At 63.5% G+C, this 16,493-nt stretch carries 19 protein-coding genes; 9 read left to right on the top strand and 10 right to left on the bottom strand.

The genetic code is table 11. The features are described 5' to 3' along the window. Window positions 1–49 precede the first annotated feature (49 nt). The 3 genes from LG385_RS00200 to LG385_RS00190 all read left to right on the top strand — a co-directional run bounded on the left by LG385_RS00200 (window position 50) and on the right by LG385_RS00190 (window position 3,931). Window positions 50–1,888 (top strand): amidohydrolase, encoded by a 1,839-nt coding sequence (locus tag LG385_RS00200; protein WP_225771512.1) that lies wholly within the window; start codon window positions 50–52, stop codon window positions 1,886–1,888. 45 nt (window positions 1,889–1,933) lie between these two features. Beyond that, window positions 1,934–2,557: an isochorismate family cysteine hydrolase YcaC gene (gene ycaC, locus LG385_RS00195; RefSeq protein WP_181117460.1), complete on the top strand. Its 624-nt coding sequence runs from the start codon at window positions 1,934–1,936 to the stop codon at window positions 2,555–2,557. Between the two features lie 150 nt (window positions 2,558–2,707). Continuing rightward, on the top strand, window positions 2,708–3,931 hold the full coding sequence (locus LG385_RS00190; protein WP_225771510.1) for a YbfB/YjiJ family MFS transporter: 1,224 nt from the start codon (window positions 2,708–2,710) through the stop codon (window positions 3,929–3,931). 3 nt (window positions 3,932–3,934) lie between these two features. Here the strand turns inward: LG385_RS00190 and LG385_RS00185 are convergent, their stop codons facing one another. Further along, a complete protein-coding gene (locus LG385_RS00185; RefSeq protein WP_225771508.1) occupies window positions 3,935–4,924 on the bottom strand; it encodes an MBL fold metallo-hydrolase in 990 nt (329 codons plus the stop codon). A 210-nt stretch (window positions 4,925–5,134) separates the two neighbouring features. On the opposite strand from LG385_RS00185, the gene LG385_RS00180 reads away from it, so the two are divergent. Beyond that, on the top strand, window positions 5,135–6,016 hold the full coding sequence (locus LG385_RS00180; protein WP_225771506.1) for a LysR family transcriptional regulator: 882 nt from the start codon (window positions 5,135–5,137) through the stop codon (window positions 6,014–6,016). A gap of 10 nt (window positions 6,017–6,026) precedes the next feature. On the opposite strand, the gene LG385_RS00175 is transcribed toward LG385_RS00180, so the two are convergent. Further along, complete coding sequence (locus tag LG385_RS00175) at window positions 6,027–6,245, bottom strand: PLD nuclease N-terminal domain-containing protein (protein WP_225771504.1); 219 nt, start codon at window positions 6,243–6,245, stop codon at window positions 6,027–6,029. A gap of 185 nt (window positions 6,246–6,430) precedes the next feature. Between LG385_RS00175 and LG385_RS00170 the strand changes: the two genes are divergently transcribed. From LG385_RS00170 to dxs, 5 genes are all read left to right on the top strand, one after another. Next, window positions 6,431–6,937 (top strand): hypothetical protein, encoded by a 507-nt coding sequence (locus LG385_RS00170; RefSeq protein ID WP_225771502.1) that lies wholly within the window; start codon window positions 6,431–6,433, stop codon window positions 6,935–6,937. 13 nt (window positions 6,938–6,950) lie between these two features. Continuing rightward, window positions 6,951–7,391: a DUF421 domain-containing protein gene (locus LG385_RS00165; RefSeq protein ID WP_225771500.1), complete on the top strand. Its 441-nt coding sequence runs from the start codon at window positions 6,951–6,953 to the stop codon at window positions 7,389–7,391. An 82-nt stretch (window positions 7,392–7,473) separates the two neighbouring features. Next, window positions 7,474–7,716, top strand: a complete 243-nt coding sequence (locus tag LG385_RS00160) for an exodeoxyribonuclease VII small subunit (protein ID WP_181117558.1) — start codon at window positions 7,474–7,476, stop codon at window positions 7,714–7,716. Beyond that, window positions 7,713–8,600, top strand: a complete 888-nt coding sequence (gene ispA, locus LG385_RS00155; RefSeq protein WP_225771498.1) for a (2E,6E)-farnesyl diphosphate synthase — start codon at window positions 7,713–7,715, stop codon at window positions 8,598–8,600. Before LG385_RS00160 ends, ispA begins: the two co-directional genes overlap by 4 nt. 105 nt (window positions 8,601–8,705) lie before the next feature. Then, on the top strand, window positions 8,706–10,592 hold the full coding sequence (gene dxs, locus LG385_RS00150; protein WP_225771496.1) for a 1-deoxy-D-xylulose-5-phosphate synthase: 1,887 nt from the start codon (window positions 8,706–8,708) through the stop codon (window positions 10,590–10,592). 64 nt (window positions 10,593–10,656) lie between these two features. Here dxs and ribA read toward each other — a convergent pair whose 3' ends face one another. From ribA to LG385_RS00110, 8 genes are all read right to left on the bottom strand, one after another. After that, window positions 10,657–11,247, bottom strand: a complete 591-nt coding sequence (gene ribA, locus LG385_RS00145) for a GTP cyclohydrolase II (protein ID WP_225771495.1) — start codon at window positions 11,245–11,247, stop codon at window positions 10,657–10,659. A gap of 148 nt (window positions 11,248–11,395) precedes the next feature. Continuing rightward, entirely contained in the window at window positions 11,396–12,148 is a 753-nt protein-coding gene (locus LG385_RS00140; RefSeq protein WP_225771492.1) for a substrate-binding periplasmic protein, read from the bottom strand. Window positions 12,149–12,187: 39 nt separating this feature from the next. Next, window positions 12,188–12,691 carry a phosphatidylglycerophosphatase A gene (locus LG385_RS00135; protein WP_181117470.1) on the bottom strand — a complete coding sequence of 168 codons (504 nt, stop codon included), beginning with the start codon at window positions 12,689–12,691 and terminating at the stop codon, window positions 12,188–12,190. Continuing rightward, window positions 12,688–13,659: a thiamine-phosphate kinase gene (gene thiL, locus LG385_RS00130; protein WP_225776141.1), complete on the bottom strand. Its 972-nt coding sequence runs from the start codon at window positions 13,657–13,659 to the stop codon at window positions 12,688–12,690. Before thiL ends, LG385_RS00135 begins: the two co-directional genes overlap by 4 nt. 6 nt (window positions 13,660–13,665) lie before the next feature. Next, on the bottom strand, window positions 13,666–14,163 hold the full coding sequence (gene nusB / locus LG385_RS00125; protein WP_181117471.1) for a transcription antitermination factor NusB: 498 nt from the start codon (window positions 14,161–14,163) through the stop codon (window positions 13,666–13,668). Then, window positions 14,160–14,636, bottom strand: coding sequence for a 6,7-dimethyl-8-ribityllumazine synthase (gene ribE / locus LG385_RS00120; protein WP_181117472.1), 477 nt, complete (start codon window positions 14,634–14,636; stop codon window positions 14,160–14,162). The genes nusB and ribE overlap by 4 nt, the downstream gene beginning before the upstream one ends. 83 nt (window positions 14,637–14,719) lie before the next feature. Next, on the bottom strand, window positions 14,720–15,811 hold the full coding sequence (ribBA, locus tag LG385_RS00115) for a bifunctional 3,4-dihydroxy-2-butanone-4-phosphate synthase/GTP cyclohydrolase II (protein WP_181117473.1): 1,092 nt from the start codon (window positions 15,809–15,811) through the stop codon (window positions 14,720–14,722). 18 nt (window positions 15,812–15,829) lie between these two features. Continuing rightward, window positions 15,830–16,489, bottom strand: coding sequence for a riboflavin synthase (locus tag LG385_RS00110; protein ID WP_181117474.1), 660 nt, complete (start codon window positions 16,487–16,489; stop codon window positions 15,830–15,832). Window positions 16,490–16,493: the final 4 nt, after the last annotated feature.

Genomic DNA, 16,493 nt, shown 5'->3' with positions numbered 1-16,493 from the left:
CTGGCCCGGGGCCTGCCGCCAACCGTTCAACCGCTCTACAGGAACGCCCATGTCCGCAGAACTGATTCTCCTCAACGGCAGTTTCCATACCGTCGACCGCCAACAGCCAACCGCAAGCGCGGTCGCGATCAGCGGCGGCAAGTTCGTTGCCGTAGGCAGCGAAGCCGAAGTGCTGGCCCTACGTACCGATGCCACCCAGATCATCGACCTCAAGGGCCGCACCGCCATCCCAGGCCTGAACGACTCCCACCTGCACTTGATCCGGGGCGGCCTGAACTACAACCTGGAACTGCGCTGGGAAGGGGTGCCATCGGTGGCCGATGCCTTGCGCATGCTCAAGACCCAGGCAGACCGCACGCCGTCGCCTCAATGGGTTCGTGTGGTGGGCGGATGGAACGAATTCCAGTTCGCCGAGAAGCGCATGCCCACGCTCGAAGAGCTGAACCAGGCCGCGCCAGACACCCCTGTGTTTGTGCTGCACCTCTACGACCGCGCGCTGCTCAACCGCGCCGCGCTGCGTGTGGTCGGGTATACCAAGGACACGCCAAACCCGCCCGGGGGTGAAATCGTTCGCGACAGCCGGGGTGAGCCCACTGGCATGCTGATCGCGCGGCCGAACGCGATGATCCTCTACGCCACCCTGGCCAAAGGGCCCAAGCTGCCGCTGGAGTACCAGGTGAACTCCACCCGCCAGTTCATGCGGGAGCTGAATCGGCTAGGGCTGACGAGTTGCATCGACGCGGGTGGTGGCTTCCAGAACTACCCGGACGATTACGAAGTTATCCAGACCCTCGCAAGCGAGCAGCAGCTGACCGTACGTATCGCCTACAACCTGTTTACCCAAAAGCCCAAGGAAGAGCTGGCTGACTTCAAGCACTGGACCGGCAGCGTGAAGCTGCACCAGGGCGACGACTTCCTGCGTCACAACGGCGCCGGTGAAATGCTGGTGTTTTCCGCGGCCGATTTCGAGGACTTCCTCGAACCACGCCCGGACTTGCCGCAGAGCATGGAAGACGAACTGGAGCCGGTGGTGCGCCACTTGGTGGAGCACCGCTGGCCCTTCCGCCTTCACGCCACCTACAACGAGTCCATTTCGCGCATGCTCGATGTTTTCGAGAAGGTGAACCGGGACATTCCGTTCAATGGCTTGCCGTGGTTCTTCGATCACGCCGAAACCATTACCCCTCAGAACATAGAGCGCGTACGGGCGCTGGGCGGTGGCATCGCCATCCAGGACCGCATGGCGTTCCAGGGCGAGTACTTCGTGGACCGCTACGGTGCGTCTGCGGCCGAGGCCACGCCGCCGATCAAACGTATGCTCGCCGAGGGTGTACCGGTTGGCGCCGGGACCGATGCCACGCGCGTTTCCAGCTATAACCCCTGGACTTCACTGTACTGGATGGTCAGCGGCCGCACCGTTGGCGGGCTCGAGTTGTATCCCGAAGGGCTGCCACGGTCCACCGCGCTGGAGCTGTTTACCCACGGCAGCGCGTGGTTCTCGTCCGAACAAGGCAAGAAGGGCCAGATCAAGGTCGGGCAACTGGCCGACCTGGCGGTGCTCTCGGCGGACTTCTTCAGCGTGGACCCTGAAGCCATCAAGTGGATCGAGTCAGTGCTTACCGTGGTTGGCGGCAAGGTGGTGTATGCCGATGGTGATTTCCGCGAGCTGTCGCCGCCAGCGATCCCGGTGGTGCCAGAGTGGTCCCCGGTAACGCTCGTACCGGGCCATTATCGCCCCGCTTCGGCACCGATGGCGGCTGTTCACCAATGCCAGGGGGCTTGCGCAGTGCACGCTCATAGCCACGACCGCGCCAGGCTTTCCAATGTACCTGTCAGCCGCTTCCAGGAGTTCTGGGGGGCGTTCGGCTGCTCGTGTTTCGCGTTCTAGGGCGTGCCTTTGCGCCCCTTTTTAACTACTCCGAGGAGCAACACCATGACGACCCCCTACAAGCGCCTGAACAAGGATGATGCCGTAGTATTGCTGGTGGACCACCAGACCGGCCTCATCTCGCTGGTACAGGATTTCTCCCCGAACGAGTTCAAGAACAACGTGCTGGCCCTGGCAGACCTGGCCAAGTTCTTCAACCTGCCGACCATCCTCACCACCAGCTTCGAACAGGGCCCCAACGGCCCGCTGGTACCGGAACTGAAAGCTGCCTTCCCGGATGCGCCCTACATCCCTCGCCCTGGCCAGATCAATGCCTGGGACAACGAAGATTTCGTCAAGGCGATCAAGGCCACCGGCCGCAAACAGTTGATCATCGCAGGCGTTGTAACCGACGTGTGCGTGGCCTTCCCGACGCTGTCGGCCATCGCCGAAGGCTTTGATGTGTTCGTGGTCACTGACGCCTCGGGCACCTTCAACGAAACCGTGCAGCAGGCGGCCTGGGCTCGCATGACCGCTGCCGGGGCACAGTTGATGAACTGGTTCTCGGTTGCCTGCGAGCTGCACCGCGACTGGCGCAACGATATCGAAGGGCTGGGCAACCTGCTTTCCGAGCGCCTGCCGAACTACCGTAACCTGATGAACAGCTACACCGTCCTCACCTCTCGCTGAGGGCCCGAGCGTCGCCGTCTGCGATGACGGCGGCGCCTGCTGCAGTTTTGCAGCACTGGCGTGAGAAATCGCTGCGCGAAACCCTGCGCTTCGAGGCCTAGGATGGAGCCATTACGGTCGCCTGGGCCGTTCCTCCGACAGGGTTCGAACATGCACGCCTCTTCCCCACACACAGCCCCCGTTACGCCATGGCTGGCCATTTTCGCCGGGCTCTGCGCGAGCCTGGTCAGCATCGGCCTGGCGCGCTTCGCGTATACCCCACTGATTCCATCGCTGATCGAGGCGCACTGGTTCGCCGAGGCCCAAGTGGTGTACCTGGGCGCGGCCAACCTGGCGGGCTACCTGATCGGTGCGCTGGTGGGCCATCCGCTGGCCAGGCGCTGGTCCAACACTACCGTGCTGCGCTGGATGCTGGTGGGCGTAACCTTGTCGTTCTTCGCCTGTGCCTGGCCGATTTCCACCCCATGGTTTTTTGCCTGGCGGCTGCTGTCCGGGATTGCCGGTGGCGCGATCATGGTGCTGGTAGCCGCCACAGTGCTGCCGCATGTGCCGGCCGCACGCAGGGGGCTGGCCAGTGGTGCGATTTTCATGGGAGTAGGCGTAGGCATCGCCGCCTCCGGCACGCTGGTGCCTGCCTTGCTTCAATTCGGGTTGCAGGCGACCTGGCTGGGCCTGGGAGGGTTGGCAATGCTGCTGACTGCCTCGAGCTGGTTCGGCTGGCCAGCGGCGCACCGCGAGGCGGCCGCCAGCCATGTACGTATGCCCGGCAACCCGGCGCTGCGCCTGCTGTTCGGGCAATACGCACTGATGGCCGCAGGGCTGGTACCGGCCATGGTGTTTCTGGTGGATTACATCGCTCGGGGGCTAGGTGGCGGTACTCACGAAGCGGCGCTTGTGTGGGTGTTCTATGGCCTTGGGGCCATTGTTGGGCCGATGGTGTATGGCGCGCTCGCCGACCACGTGGGGGCTCGCCCGGCGATCCGGCTGGTGCTGATTGCCCAAGCGGCCGCCGTAGCCGTGTTGACCCTGGCGCAGGCGTTCTGGTTATTGGCCATCGTGGCCGTCGTCATCGGCTCCTTCCCACCGGGCATCGTGCCGCTGGCGCTGGCCCGGGTACACGAGCTGTGCCCCACTCATGCCCAGCAACAAGTGGCATGGAGCCGCGCGACGGTAAGCTTCGCCAGCTTCCAGGCACTGTCGGGTATCACCTACTCGGTGATATTCAACGCAACGGGCGGCCAGTACCGCGTGCTGTTTGGGATTGCCAGTGCCGTATTGGTACTGGCGTGGCTGGCTCAGGAAGTGGCGACGCGCTGGCCAGTGCGGGCCAGCGATGTGCCGCCAGGCACGGCCAGCCAGGTGCGTGGCCAGTGAGCGCTACTTGAGCAACGGCACCTTGGCGGCGGGCTGGTAAGGCCCGTAGAGCACTGGCGCCCAATGGAACACTTTGCCCGCCCGGGTGATGTGGCCTGTACCCGGGAACGGCAAGTGCGCCGCGGCAACCCACACGTGCTCGTCTGCCAATTGGCCAAACACCGCATTGCGCGCCTTGACCGCCTCCGGGCCGCTCACGTCGAAACGAATCCCCGCCTCAGGGTGTTCGAACTGCACGGCCAGGCTATGCACCAGGTCTCCGATGAACACGATGGATTGCCCGCCCGAGGTAAACCGGTAGATGGCACTGCCGGGTGTATGCCCCGCTTCGAGACGGGCCTGCACTTCGGGCACGGGGTTCGCGGGCGGGGTGAAGGTTTGCAACCGACCGGCGGCCTGATAGGGCGCTACCGAGCGCTGCGCCACCTTGAAGTATTCCTGCGCAGCGGCAGGCGCCTTGGCCATCACCGCAGGGCTCAGCCAATAGTCAGCTTCGGCCTGCTCCACATGCACGGTCGCCTGCGGAAACACGGCGGCACCCTCTTTATCCACCAGCCCGCATACATGGTCCAGGTGCAAGTGGGTCAGGAGAATGGTGTCTACCTGGGCAGGTTCATATCCGGCGGCCTTGAGGTTGCTTACCAGGCTACCCGCAGTTTCACCGATACATTGGCCAGCGCCGGTATCCACCAGTACCAGGTGCGTGCCGGTGTTCACCAGAAACGCATTGAAGTGTGTACGCATGCCCTGCCCGCCCATGCTCTGGCGAGCCAGCAGTTCACGGATGCGCGCCTTGTCCAGGCCCTGCAACAGGTCAGGGGACAAATCGTTATAGCCATCGAACAGGGCGGTTACCTCGTAATCGCCCACTGCCAGCCGGAAATACCCCGGCACCTGAGTTTTTACCGGCGGTACCGGTTGGGCTTGAACCAACCCTGCAACGGCCAACGCCAGCAGGCCAATGGCCGGATAGGGGAAGGGATGCGCACGCATTGAAATTGCCTCACTAAAGGTCGCCATCGAAATAGTGATCAGCATCGCGGCTCGGCGAGCCTGCGGCTTGAACAGGCGTGCCTGCATGGAATGCCCGTGCCGGGATCTTCACGCCTATGTGGCGTTCGCGCGGTGCACGCCGTAGGCTCACGGCTTGCCCAACACACAAGCCTTCACTATGCACAGCGGTTTCATCGGCGCTCTCACCTCATGAACTGGGATGACACTCGGGTGTTATTGGCGCTCAGCCGTCACGGCACGCTGCGGGCAGCGGCCCGTGCACTGAAGGTGGACCAGGCCACGATTGGTCGGCGCCTGGCCGCTCTCGAGCAGGCTTTGAACACCACGCTGTTCCTGCGCACCTCTCAAGGCTACGTATTGACGCCCTCTGGCGAGGTTGCGTTGGAAGCTGCACGCAGCATGGAAAACGCTGCCCTCGCACTGCAACGGCAGGTGGAAGGGCTGGATGAGCGGTTACAGGGCGTGGTGCGGGTAGCCTGCACCGAGACCATGGCCATGGACGTGTTGATCCCGGCCATGGCGCGCCTGGCAACGCGGCATCCCGCGCTACGGGTACAGCTGGATGCTTCGACGCGGATCGTTAGCCTGAGCCGACGGGAAACGGATGTGGCCATCCGCAACGTCAAGCCTGACAACCCCGACCTCATTGCCAGGCGGCTGACCACCTGGCCGGTTGGCTTGTTTGCCTCGGCGGAGTATTTGGAGCGGCAGGGTGAACCGGCGTCCGGTAGCCGTTTCGCCGGCCATCAACTGGTGATGTATCAGCCTTACCTGGAGCGAGCCGGCGGCGCCACCCTGGTAGGTGAGCCCATTGATCACGGCCAGCTTGTAGCCACCGTAAACTCCAGCCTGCTGGTACGTCGGTGTGTTGCGCTGGGCATGGGGCTTGGCGAGCTGCCTGTGATACCTGCGGAGCAGGCCGGCCTGGTGCGCGTATGGCCCGACCGCAGCGCGGAACCCGGCTACGACTTGTGGCTGGTGACCCATGCGGACCTGCGCCACAGCGCCCGGGTGCGCGCCGTTATCGATGAAGTAGCCAGCGCTTTCGCAACCGGTGCAGCGCTGGCGTGAACCGCAGCAGTCAGCCCTTGCTGTGTGTTGGAGAGGAAGGCGCGGGGTGCAGCGCACGCGGCCCCATGATGCCCCAGATCACCAGGCCTACCACCGGCAGGATAAAGATAAGCACGGTCCAGCCCACTTTGGTGCCGGAGGCTTTGTCACTGCGCCATACGCTGACAATCGCCCAGATGTCGGCCAGCAGAATCACGAGGCCTATCAGCCCGGAAAGTAATGAGTCCATGGTTGTATCCCTCATTGCTGAAAGCGCGGGCGACCCCTGTCGTCCGTTACTACTGTCGGTACTCAAGACGCGCGATGGTTCCGAAACCAGGCGGCGACATCTGACGAGTGGCTTGCGTGTTCGCGGATGCGGAACGGTTTCCCCTCCGCGTGGCTCAAAGGGCAAATCCGAGGACGCCGGCAACTATGGACAACGACGACTTTGCCAACCGTACCTACCCCATTGTCGAGGACATGGGCAGGCAACGCCGCGCCTGGGCCATCGAGCATATCGGCTGGTACCTGCTGATGCTGATTGTGCTGTTGACCTTGCTGGGGCTGTTCTCCAAGGGCCCGTTGTCCTCGATGGATGTTGCCAGTGCTGACGGTACGTTGCGGGTAGAGTACGAGCGCTTCAGCCGCAACGGCGCACAGGACAACATGGTGATCACGGCCAAGGGCCAACCCGGTCAGTCGCTTGAAGTCACGCTGGGCGCAAGGCTGCTGGAAGGGGTAAGCATCGAAGCGCTGTACCCTGAAAGCGGCCCGGCCCACAGCCGCGGCAGGGACCTGGTGGTTCCACTGCGCACCGATGGAAACGGTACAGCCACGCTCTACCTCACCCTGCGCAGCGATGGCGCCTGGCTTTACCGTGCGGACATCGCCCTTTCCACCGGCGCCCATGTGGCGGTACCCAAGTTTATCTACCCCTGACCCCGGAGCTGCCATGGACGCTGCCTTGCGTGCAGGTGCGATGTATATCGCGCTGATCATCCTGTTCAAGATTGCCGGACGCCGCTCGCTGGTCGACCTCACTACCTTCGACTTCGTACTGCTGCTGATCATTGGCGAAGCCACTCAACAAGCGCTGCTGGGTGACGACTTCTCCTTCACCAATGCCGTGCTGGTGATCGCGACGCTTATCGCCATGGACGTGGGCTTTTCATTGGCCAAACAGCGCTTCAACAGTTTGTCCCGGTTACTGGATGACGGGGCCATGATCCTCGTCGAGAACGGCCGCCCGCTCGGCAAGCGGCTGGAGAAGGCGCGGCTTACCGAAGCCGACATCATGGAAACCGCGCGGTCGAACCAGGGCGTAGAGCGCATGGAGGACATCCGCTACGCCATCCTCGAACGCAACGGCAGCATTTCGATCATCAAGAACTGACGCGCTGCCTTGCCCCGGTTTGCCCACCTTGCCCCGCTCTGCTAACGTCGCGCGGTTGATCAAGACTGCCGAGAATGCCGCCATGGCCCGAAAAAAAACCGCTCTGGACTTCGAGCAATCGCTCACAGACCTTCAAACGCTGGTAGAGCGTCTGGAGAACGGCCAGCTGTCCCTGGAAGATTCGCTGACCGCCTTCGAGCAGGGGATTCGCCTGACCCGCGATTGCCAGGATGCCCTCGCAGCGGCAGAGGTAAAGGTGCAGCAGCTGCTTGAACGTGACGGCCAACTTGTCGAAGCGCCGCTGGACGTGGACGAAACCGAATGATCGCCAGCTACCAAGCGCAGTGCCAGGCCCGCGTGGATGCGGCCCTGGAGCATCTGTTCCGCCCTCACTTGGCCGAAGCGGCAAGGCTGTACGAAGCCATGCGCTACAGCGTGATGAACGGCGGCAAGCGGGTGCGGCCATTGCTGGTGTATGCCGCTTGCGAAGCCTTGGGAGGCCAGGCGGCGAACGCCGACGGCGCCGCCTGCGCAGTGGAGCTTATCCACGCGTATTCACTGGTGCATGACGACCTGCCTGCCATGGATGACGATGACCTGCGCCGCGGCCAGCCCACGACGCACAAGGCCTTCGATGAAGCCTGCGCGATCCTGGCCGGTGATGGCCTGCAAGCGATGGCGTTCAGCGCACTGAGCGATGCCAGCGCAGACACGCTGAGTGACAGCACACGGCTGCACATGGTGCGCGCGCTCGCTGCCGGGGCGGGCCCGGCCGGCATGGTCGGCGGCCAGGCCATTGACCTCGGCTCGGTGGGGCTCAAGCTCGACCAGGCCGCGCTGGAGCAAATGCACCGGCACAAGACCGGCGCGTTGATCGAAGCCAGTGTGGTGCTCGGCGCGCTGGCCAGCGAACGGGCCGGCCCTGATGATCTCAAGGCGCTGAAGGTTTACGCCCGCGCCGTGGGGCTTGCGTTCCAGGTGCAGGACGACATCCTGGACGTGGAAAGCGACACCGCTACCCTCGGCAAGCGCCAGGGCGCCGACATCGCCCGGGACAAGCCGACCTACCCGGCGCTGCTGGGCATGGACGCGGCCAAAGCCTATGCACAGGAATTGTGTGACCAGGCACTTCACGCCTTGCGCCCCTTCAACGCCAGCGCCGAGCCGCTGCGCGAGCTGGCCCGCTATATCGTTGAACGCCGCAACTGACGCCTGGCTTGCCGCCGATATGCCATCAGCGGAAAGCCAGGCTCCTACAGCTCGGCGCCATAGGGTAAACTCTTGTCCTTTATGGCTTCCAAAACGATTTGCCTGATGCCTACGACGTTCCAAGAGATCCCCCGCGAGCGCCCGCTGACCCCGCTGCTGGACCGTGCCGACACGCCGGCCGGGCTGCGCCGGCTGGGCGAGGCCGAGCTGGAAAGCCTTGCCGATGAACTGCGCCTGGAACTGCTCTACAGCGTTGGGCAGACCGGGGGGCATTTCGGCGCCGGCCTGGGGGTGATCGAGCTTACGATCGCGCTCCACTATGTATTCGATACACCCGAGGATCGCCTTGTGTGGGACGTGGGCCATCAGGCCTACCCACACAAGATCCTCACCGGGCGCCGCGAGCGTATGCACAGCCTGCGCCAGAAAGACGGCCTGGCCGCCTTCCCGCGCCGCAGCGAAAGCCCCTACGATACCTTCGGTGTAGGGCACTCCAGCACGTCCATCAGCGCGGCGCTCGGCATGGCCATCGCCGCCCGCCTGCAAGGCAGTGACCGCAAGGCAATCGCGGTAATCGGCGACGGCGCGCTGACCGCGGGCATGGCATTCGAGGCGCTCAACCACGCGCCGGAAGTAAACGCCGACATGCTGGTTATCCTCAACGACAACGACATGTCTATTTCGAGGAACGTGGGCGGGCTGTCCAACTACCTGGCCAAGATCCTTTCCAGCCGCACCTACGCAAGCATGCGCGAAGGTAGCAAAAAGGTGTTGTCGCGCCTGCCGGGCGCCTGGGAAATCGCCCGCCGCACCGAAGAGTACGCCAAGGGCATGCTGGTGCCCGGCACCCTGTTCGAAGAGCTGGGCTGGAACTATATCGGCCCCATCGACGGCCATGACCTGCCTACGCTGATTGCCACCTTGCGCAACATGCGTGACCTCAAGGGCCCGCAATTCCTGCACGTGGTCACCAAAAAGGGCAAGGGCTTCGCGCCCGCCGAAGTCGACCCTATTGGCTACCATGCCATTACCAAGCTGGAACCCGCCGCGCCTGCCGCGGTGCCGGTGAAAAAGCCCAGCGGGCCGAAATACTCCAGCGTGTTTGGCCAGTGGTTGTGTGACATGGCCGCCGCGGACGAGCGCCTGGTGGGCATTACGCCTGCCATGAAGGAAGGCTCGGACCTGGTCGCGTTCAGCGAGCGTTTCCCGAACCGTTACTTCGACGTGGCGATCGCCGAGCAGCATGCGGTCACCCTGGCGGCTGGCCTGGCGTGTGACGGTATCAAGCCGGTGGTTGCGATCTACTCCACCTTCCTGCAGCGCGGCTACGATCAGTTGATCCACGATGTGGCCGTGCAGGGTCTGGATGTGCTGTTTGCCATCGACCGCGCGGGCCTTGTGGGTGAGGATGGCCCCACTCACGCGGGCAGCTTCGATCTCTCCTACCTTCGCTGCGTGCCAGGGCTGGTGATCATGGCGCCCAGCGACGAGAACGAACTGCGCCTGCTGCTGAGCACCGGGTTCCACTATTCAGGGCCGGCGGCCGTGCGCTATCCCCGTGGCACCGGGCCCAACGCGCCTCTGGCCCCGGGCCTGGGTACCGTGGAAGTGGGCAAGGGCGTGATCCGCCGCCGTGGCGAAGGCGTGGCCATCCTGGTATTCGGCGTGCAACTGACCGAAGCGCTGGCCGTGGCCGAGCGGTTGAACGCTACCGTGGTGGACATGCGCTTCGTTAAGCCGCTGGATGAAAGCCTGGTGCGTGAGATGGCGAGCAACCACGGGTTGCTGGTCACGCTCGAAGAAAATGCCATCATGGGCGGCGCCGGGTCGGCCGTGGGCGAGTTCCTGGCCAGCGAAGGCACCGCCGTGCCGCTGTTGCATCTGGGCCTGCCGGATACCTATGTGGAACACGCCAAACCAGCGCAGATGCTTGCCGAATGCGGGTTGGACGAAGCAGGGATCGAAGCAGCGATCAGGGCGCGGCTGGCGTAGCCGCGCACCGTTCATGATACGGCTGTAAGTGGCGGGCGAAGGGTTTTCGCTTCGCTCCCGCCCTTCAGCTGCCCATCATATGCCCAAGCTTGCCGGCCTTGGTTGCCAGGTAATACTTGTTGTGAGGGTTGTGCCCGGTGTGCAGTGGCACTCGCTCAGCCACGGCGATGCCCATTTCGGTCATGGCCTTAACCTTGCGCGGGTTGTTGGTCATCAGCCGCAGCGATTTCACACCCAAGTGTTCGAGCATCGGCTGGCAAATGGAGTAATCCCGCTGGTCGGCGGCAAAGCCCAGCCGCTCGTTGGCTTCCACGGTATCTGCGCCCTCATCCTGAAGCTCGTACGCGCGGATCTTGTTCAACAGGCCAATGCCTCGCCCTTCCTGGCGCAGATACAACAGCACGCCCCGCCCTTCGCGCGCGATCGCCTGGAGCGCAGCCTCCAGTTGCGAGCCGCAGTCGCAGCGCTGGCTGAACAAGGCATCACCCGTGAGGCATTCGGAATGAACCCGCCCCAGCACGGGCTGCCCGTCGGCAACATCGCCCAGGCTCAGGATTACATGTTCGCGCCCGGTCGCCTTCTCGAGAAAGCCGTGCATGATGAAGGTGGCGAATGGCGTGGGCAGCTTGGAAGCGGCGACAAAAGCGACGGGCACCTTGTGCTCCTATCTGTGTTAAAGCCGAAAACGTGCGCTGTGGCCTGGCAATGGGCGCAGGCCGCGGCGCCGGAGATGTCACATTGTAACATCTGTGCTTTGCGCTGACTCAGCTCGAATTTTCGACCTTACCTATCGAGTGGTTCTATCAAGGCGCCTTCGAAGCGGGCTCATGATCGAACGGATAGGGCATTTTCCACCGCCTGTAGAGGGGCCGTAATTCCCCGCTGGCGACCAGCTGATCCATGCGCTTGTCGAACACATCACGCAGCTCCTGCCCACGCGCATTGTTGGCAAAGCCCAGATACAGCGGCAGGTCGATCAGGTGCGTCAGCCGAAATGGGGAGAAGTCCGTAGCGTGCTCCCGGATATAGTCCATTTCCTGCTCGGCATCAATGTAGTAGTCGGCATGCCCACGCTTGAGCATTTCCAGGATACCGTCGCGTCGGCGCACTTCTTCATATTGCTTGGCGGCCGGCAGGTAACGCTGGAATTCGTATCCACGCACCCATGCCAGGCGATAGTCACCCAGGTTGGCCTGGGTAGGTACCGGAAGGCGGGCCAGGCTAAGCGCGTAGATATGATCGGTATCGTAATGCCAACGCGGATAGAGCGAGGTTTGCTCATCCTTGTAGGAACCGACCCAAGCGTCGGCTTCGCCGCGCTGCACCAGCCCCACCGAGCGCAGATAGGGCTCTATCCGCCATACCAGCTTGTAACCGGCGGGCTCGAAAATGATCCGCATCAGGTCCCAGCCAAGTCCGGTACCGTCGGCGCCGGTGTAGTCGTTCCAGGCTTCGCTGACAATGGCGACGGTGCCCGGTTCGGGCTTGGCAGCCTGGGCAGTACCCAGCCAGCCAGCCAGCAAGCCACACAACAATGGCGATACCCACTTGAACATTGCCCCCTCCGTTTGGCGCAATTCATGTTTGCCGATGGTTCAGGTGAACAGCACCACCAGCCCTTGCATCGCCAGCCAGGCGAATACGCCCGCCAGTACGTCGTCCAGCATGATCCCGATACCCCCGTGTACATGCCGGTCAATCCAGCGAATCGGCCACGGTTTCAGAATGTCGAAGAAGCGGAACACGAGGAACCCTGCAAGCAGCCAGTACCAACCTTCAGGTACCAGCCACAGGGTAATCCACATGCCCACCATTTCGTCCCACACGATACCTTCATGGTCGTGTACCCGAAGGTCGTCGGCCACCTTGCCGCACAGCCAGAAGCCGAACAGCATGGTGACGCCCAGCATCAGCCAGTAACCCCAGTCGGGCAGCATCTGCCATAACGGGATGAACGGCACGGCCACGATCGAGCCCCACGTACCTGGGGCCTTCGGGAGGGTGCCCGAACCAAACCCGAACGCGATGAAGTGCCACGGGTTACGCCACACCGATGGCGGTACGAACTCTGCGGGCACCTGGTTCGGATGGTCTGTCACGGTTGCTCCTGAAAATGTTGATAGCCGCGCTGCCTGGGCGTGATGTCCTGGCCCTGGTCATCCAGCACGTACACGCCTTGACCCTCTGCCACATGGCCAATCACCACAGGTTCATGGCCACGCTGGCGCAGCGGCGACAGATGATGAGGCGCCAGGGTGAAGGCGAGCACATAATCGTCGCCTCCGCTCAAGGCGGCCTCCATCGCGGCCTGACCGCCCGCAAAACCTTGCAAGGCATCTGACAGCGGGACGCTCGATTGTTCGATATGCAATGCCACCCCTGAAGCGCGCGCGATATGCCCGCAGTCAGCCAGCAGGCCGTCAGAAATATCCAGGGCGGCGGAGGCCAGGCCGCGCAGCGCCAACCCCAGGCTGAATTGGGGGCGTGGCGCCCAGTAATGGTCGAGCAACGGCTCGCTGTGCTCGGGGCTGGCGGTGCGCTGGCCAAGTACCAGTGGCAGCGCCCCGGCGGCGTTACCCAGGTTGCCGCCTACGCACAGTAGGTCGCCCGGCCGGGCGCCAGCTCGGGTCAACGCCTGCCCCGCGGGCACTGTTCCGAACACCGTGACCGTGAGGCTAAGAGGCCCACGGGTAGTGTCACCGCCCACCAGCCGCAACCCACAGGTAGCAGCCATGGCGTCCAGGCCATCGGCGAAATCGCGCAGCCATGCGGGGGACACTTCGGGCAAGGTAAGGGCCAGGGTAAAACCGAGCGGCAATGCGCCCATGGCGGCAAGGTCACTGGCGGCGACGGCGAGCGAGCGCTGCCCCAGCAGGCGAGGCGGCGCGCCATGAGGGAAGTGCACGCCTTCTACCAGCGTGTCGGTGGAGACCGCCATCTGCTCGCCCGGCGCAAGGGCAAGCAGGGCGCAATCGTCACCGATACCCAACGCCACCCCGTCGCTGGCGCGCGCGCATACCGCCGCCGCGAAATAGCGACGGATCAGCTCGAACTCACCGAGCGCCACGGCCACTCAGCGCTTGTTTGCGTTGACTTCCGGCGCGCGCAGGCGCGGCGCCAGCTTGTCCAGCACACCGTTCACGAACTTGTGCCCGTCGGTTGCGCCGTAGATTTTCGCCAGCTCGATGCCCTCGTTGATGACCACCTTGTAAGGCACATCCACCCGCTTGAGCAGCTCGAACGTGGACAGGCGCAACACGGACAACTCGACCGGGTCCAGCTCGTCGAGGGTCAGCTCCATGCAGGGCTTGAGCTGATCGTCGATCTCGGTCTTGTTCGCGGCTACGCCGTGCAGCAGTTCGCGGAAGTAGGCACCGTCCACGTCGCTGAAGTCGTTGTCCACACGGAACTGCGCTTCGATCTCGTTCAGCGAGTGCTTCGCGATATGCCACTGATACAGGGCCTGGGTAGCCATTTTCCGAGCTTCACGCCGCTTGGCGCTCTTGCTCTTGGCGGTGGCTGGGTCCTTGGGCTCGCGAGGGTTGAAACGCTCGTTTTCGTCGTTGATCACTTGGCCTCCAACTGCGACAGCAGGCTGACCATCTCGAGCGCGCTCAGGGCGGCTTCGGCACCCTTGTTACCGGCCTTGGTACCGGAACGCTCGATGGCCTGTTCGATGGTGTCGACGGTCAGTACGCCGAAGGCGACTGGCACGCCAAACTCCATGGACACCTGGGACAGGCCCTTGGTGCATTCGCCTGCAACGTATTCGAAGTGAGGGGTGCCGCCACGGATGACCGCGCCCAGCGCGATGATTGCGTCGAACTCACTGCGCTGAGCGACTTTCTGGGCAACCAGCGGGATTTCGAACGCACCCGGCGCGCGAATCACGGTGATGTCGCTTTCGTTGATACCGTGGCGAACCAGGGCATCGACGGCGCCGCTGACCAGGCTTTCCACGACGAAGCTGTTGAAGCGGCCAACCACCAGCGCATAGCGCCCTTTGGGGGCAATGAAGGTACCTTCGATGGTCTTCAGGGTCATTCGGTGTTCTCGTATTTAAAGAGCCAGGCCGCACACGGCGGCCTGTAGGTAAGTTAAGTCGAAAAGCAGACGCCGCGGCCTGTTTATTCGGAGGGCACGTATTCTACAACTTCCAGGTCGAATCCGGATATCGCATTGAACTTCATCGGCGAACTCATGAGGCGCATCTTGCGCACGCCCAGGTCCCGGAGAATCTGCGAGCCGGCCCCTACGATGCTGTAGGTATTGGGCTTTTTCGGCGGCACGTGCTCGGCCACTTCGCGGATGTGCGCCAGCAACTGGTCGCCATCCAGCGGGTGACCCAGCAGCAGCACCACACCGGCGCCCGCTTCGGCCACGTGTGTCATGGCGGCGCGAAGGCTCCAGCGGCCAGGCTGGCGCACCATCAACAGGTCGCGCAGCGGGTCCATGTTGTGCACCCTTACCAGGGTAGGCTCGTCGGGCTGAACCTTGCCCAGGGTAAGCGCCATGTGCACGTCGCCTTCGACCGAATCCCGGTAGGTCACCAGGTTGAACTGGCCCAGGTCGGTATCGAGCGGCTGCTCGGAAACGCGGGCTACGGTGCGCTCGTGGATCATGCGGTAGTGAATGAGATCGGCGATGGTGCCGATCTTGATCCCATGTTCGGCGGCGAACGCTTCCAGTTCGGTACGGCGCGACATGGTGCCGTCGTCGTTCATCACTTCACAGATCACGCCGGCAGGCTCGAAGCCGGCCATGCGCGCCAGGTCGCAGGCGGCCTCGGTGTGCCCTGCGCGGGCCAGGGTACCGCCCGGCTGAGCCATCAGCGGGAAGATATGCCCGGGGCTGACGATGTCTTCGGCCACCGCCTCCTTCGCAGCTGCAGCCTGGACGGTGCGCGCGCGATCCGCCGCGGAGATACCGGTGGTCACGCCTTCGGCCGCTTCGATGGACACCGTGAACTTGGTGCCGAAGCCGGAACCGTTACGCGGCGCCATCAACGGCAGCTTCAGCGCCTCGCAGCGTTCGCGGGTCATCGGCATGCAGATCAGGCCACGGGCGAAGCGCGCCATGAAGTTAATGTGCTCGGCCTGGCAGCATTCGGCGGCCATGATCAGGTCGCCTTCGTTCTCGCGGTCTTCGTCATCCATGAGAATGACCATCTTGCCCTGGCGGATGTCTTCAACCAGCTCTTCGATCGTGTTGAGCGCCACGCGGCACCCCCTTGCGTATTATTTGAGGTAGCCGTTGGCGGCCAGGAAGCTTTCGGTGATGCCGCCCTGCCCCGGGTTGGCGGCCTTGTCGCCGAGTAGCAGGCGCTCCAGGTAGCGGGCCAGGAGGTCGACCTCCAGGTTCACCCGCCGGCCGGGCTGGTAGCTGGCCATGATGGTTTCGGCAAGGGTGTGGGGCACGATGGTGAGCTCGAACTCCGCGCCGTTTACCGCGTTCACCGTGAGGCTGGTGCCGTCTACGGTAATCGAGCCCTTGTGAGCGATGTAGCGGGCCAGTTCAGCCGGCGCCCGCAGGGTGAACTGCACGGCGCGGGCATTCTCGCTGCGGGCCACCACTTCACCCACGCCATCCACGTGGCCGCTGACCAGGTGGCCACCCAGGCGGCTGCTGGGCGTGAGGGCCTTTTCGAGGTTCACCGGGCTGCCGGTTTTCAGGTCGTTGAAAGCGGTGCAGTCCAGGGTTTCGCGGCTAACGTCCGCCCAAAACCCATCGCCCGGCAATTCCACGGCAGTGAGGCACACACCGTTCACCGCAATGCTGTCGCCAAGTTTCACGTCGGTGAGGTCCAGCTTCCCGGTGCTCACATACACACGCACGTCACCGCCCTTGGGCGTGAGCGCGCGGATACTGCCAATGGATTCGATGATGCCGGTGAACATGGAG

It is taken from the genome of Pseudomonas sp. Marseille-Q5115, from assembly GCF_916618905.1.
Classification (GTDB): Bacteria; Pseudomonadota; Gammaproteobacteria; order Pseudomonadales; family Pseudomonadaceae; genus Aquipseudomonas; species Aquipseudomonas japonica_A.
This window is presented reverse-complemented; position numbering and strand designations above follow the sequence as displayed.

Coding starts and splice junctions, on each gene's coding strand:
- LG385_RS00185 (WP_225771508.1), bottom strand. CDS start 4,924: ATGCGTGCGCATCCCTTCCCCTATCCGGCCATTGGCCTGCTGGCGTTG.
- ispA (WP_225771498.1), top strand. CDS start 7,713: ATGATCGCCAGCTACCAAGCGCAGTGCCAGGCCCGCGTGGATGCGGCC.
- LG385_RS00200 (WP_225771512.1), top strand. CDS start 50: ATGTCCGCAGAACTGATTCTCCTCAACGGCAGTTTCCATACCGTCGAC.
- ycaC (WP_181117460.1), top strand. CDS start 1,934: ATGACGACCCCCTACAAGCGCCTGAACAAGGATGATGCCGTAGTATTG.
- dxs (WP_225771496.1), top strand. CDS start 8,706: ATGCCTACGACGTTCCAAGAGATCCCCCGCGAGCGCCCGCTGACCCCG.
- LG385_RS00175 (WP_225771504.1), bottom strand. CDS start 6,245: ATGGACTCATTACTTTCCGGGCTGATAGGCCTCGTGATTCTGCTGGCC.
- LG385_RS00190 (WP_225771510.1), top strand. CDS start 2,708: ATGCACGCCTCTTCCCCACACACAGCCCCCGTTACGCCATGGCTGGCC.
- LG385_RS00170 (WP_225771502.1), top strand. CDS start 6,431: ATGGACAACGACGACTTTGCCAACCGTACCTACCCCATTGTCGAGGAC.
- LG385_RS00110 (WP_181117474.1), bottom strand. CDS start 16,489: ATGTTCACCGGCATCATCGAATCCATTGGCAGTATCCGCGCGCTCACG.
- LG385_RS00180 (WP_225771506.1), top strand. CDS start 5,135: ATGAACTGGGATGACACTCGGGTGTTATTGGCGCTCAGCCGTCACGGC.
- LG385_RS00140 (WP_225771492.1), bottom strand. CDS start 12,148: ATGTTCAAGTGGGTATCGCCATTGTTGTGTGGCTTGCTGGCTGGCTGG.
- LG385_RS00160 (WP_181117558.1), top strand. CDS start 7,474: ATGGCCCGAAAAAAAACCGCTCTGGACTTCGAGCAATCGCTCACAGAC.
- ribE (WP_181117472.1), bottom strand. CDS start 14,636: ATGACCCTGAAGACCATCGAAGGTACCTTCATTGCCCCCAAAGGGCGC.
- LG385_RS00165 (WP_225771500.1), top strand. CDS start 6,951: ATGGACGCTGCCTTGCGTGCAGGTGCGATGTATATCGCGCTGATCATC.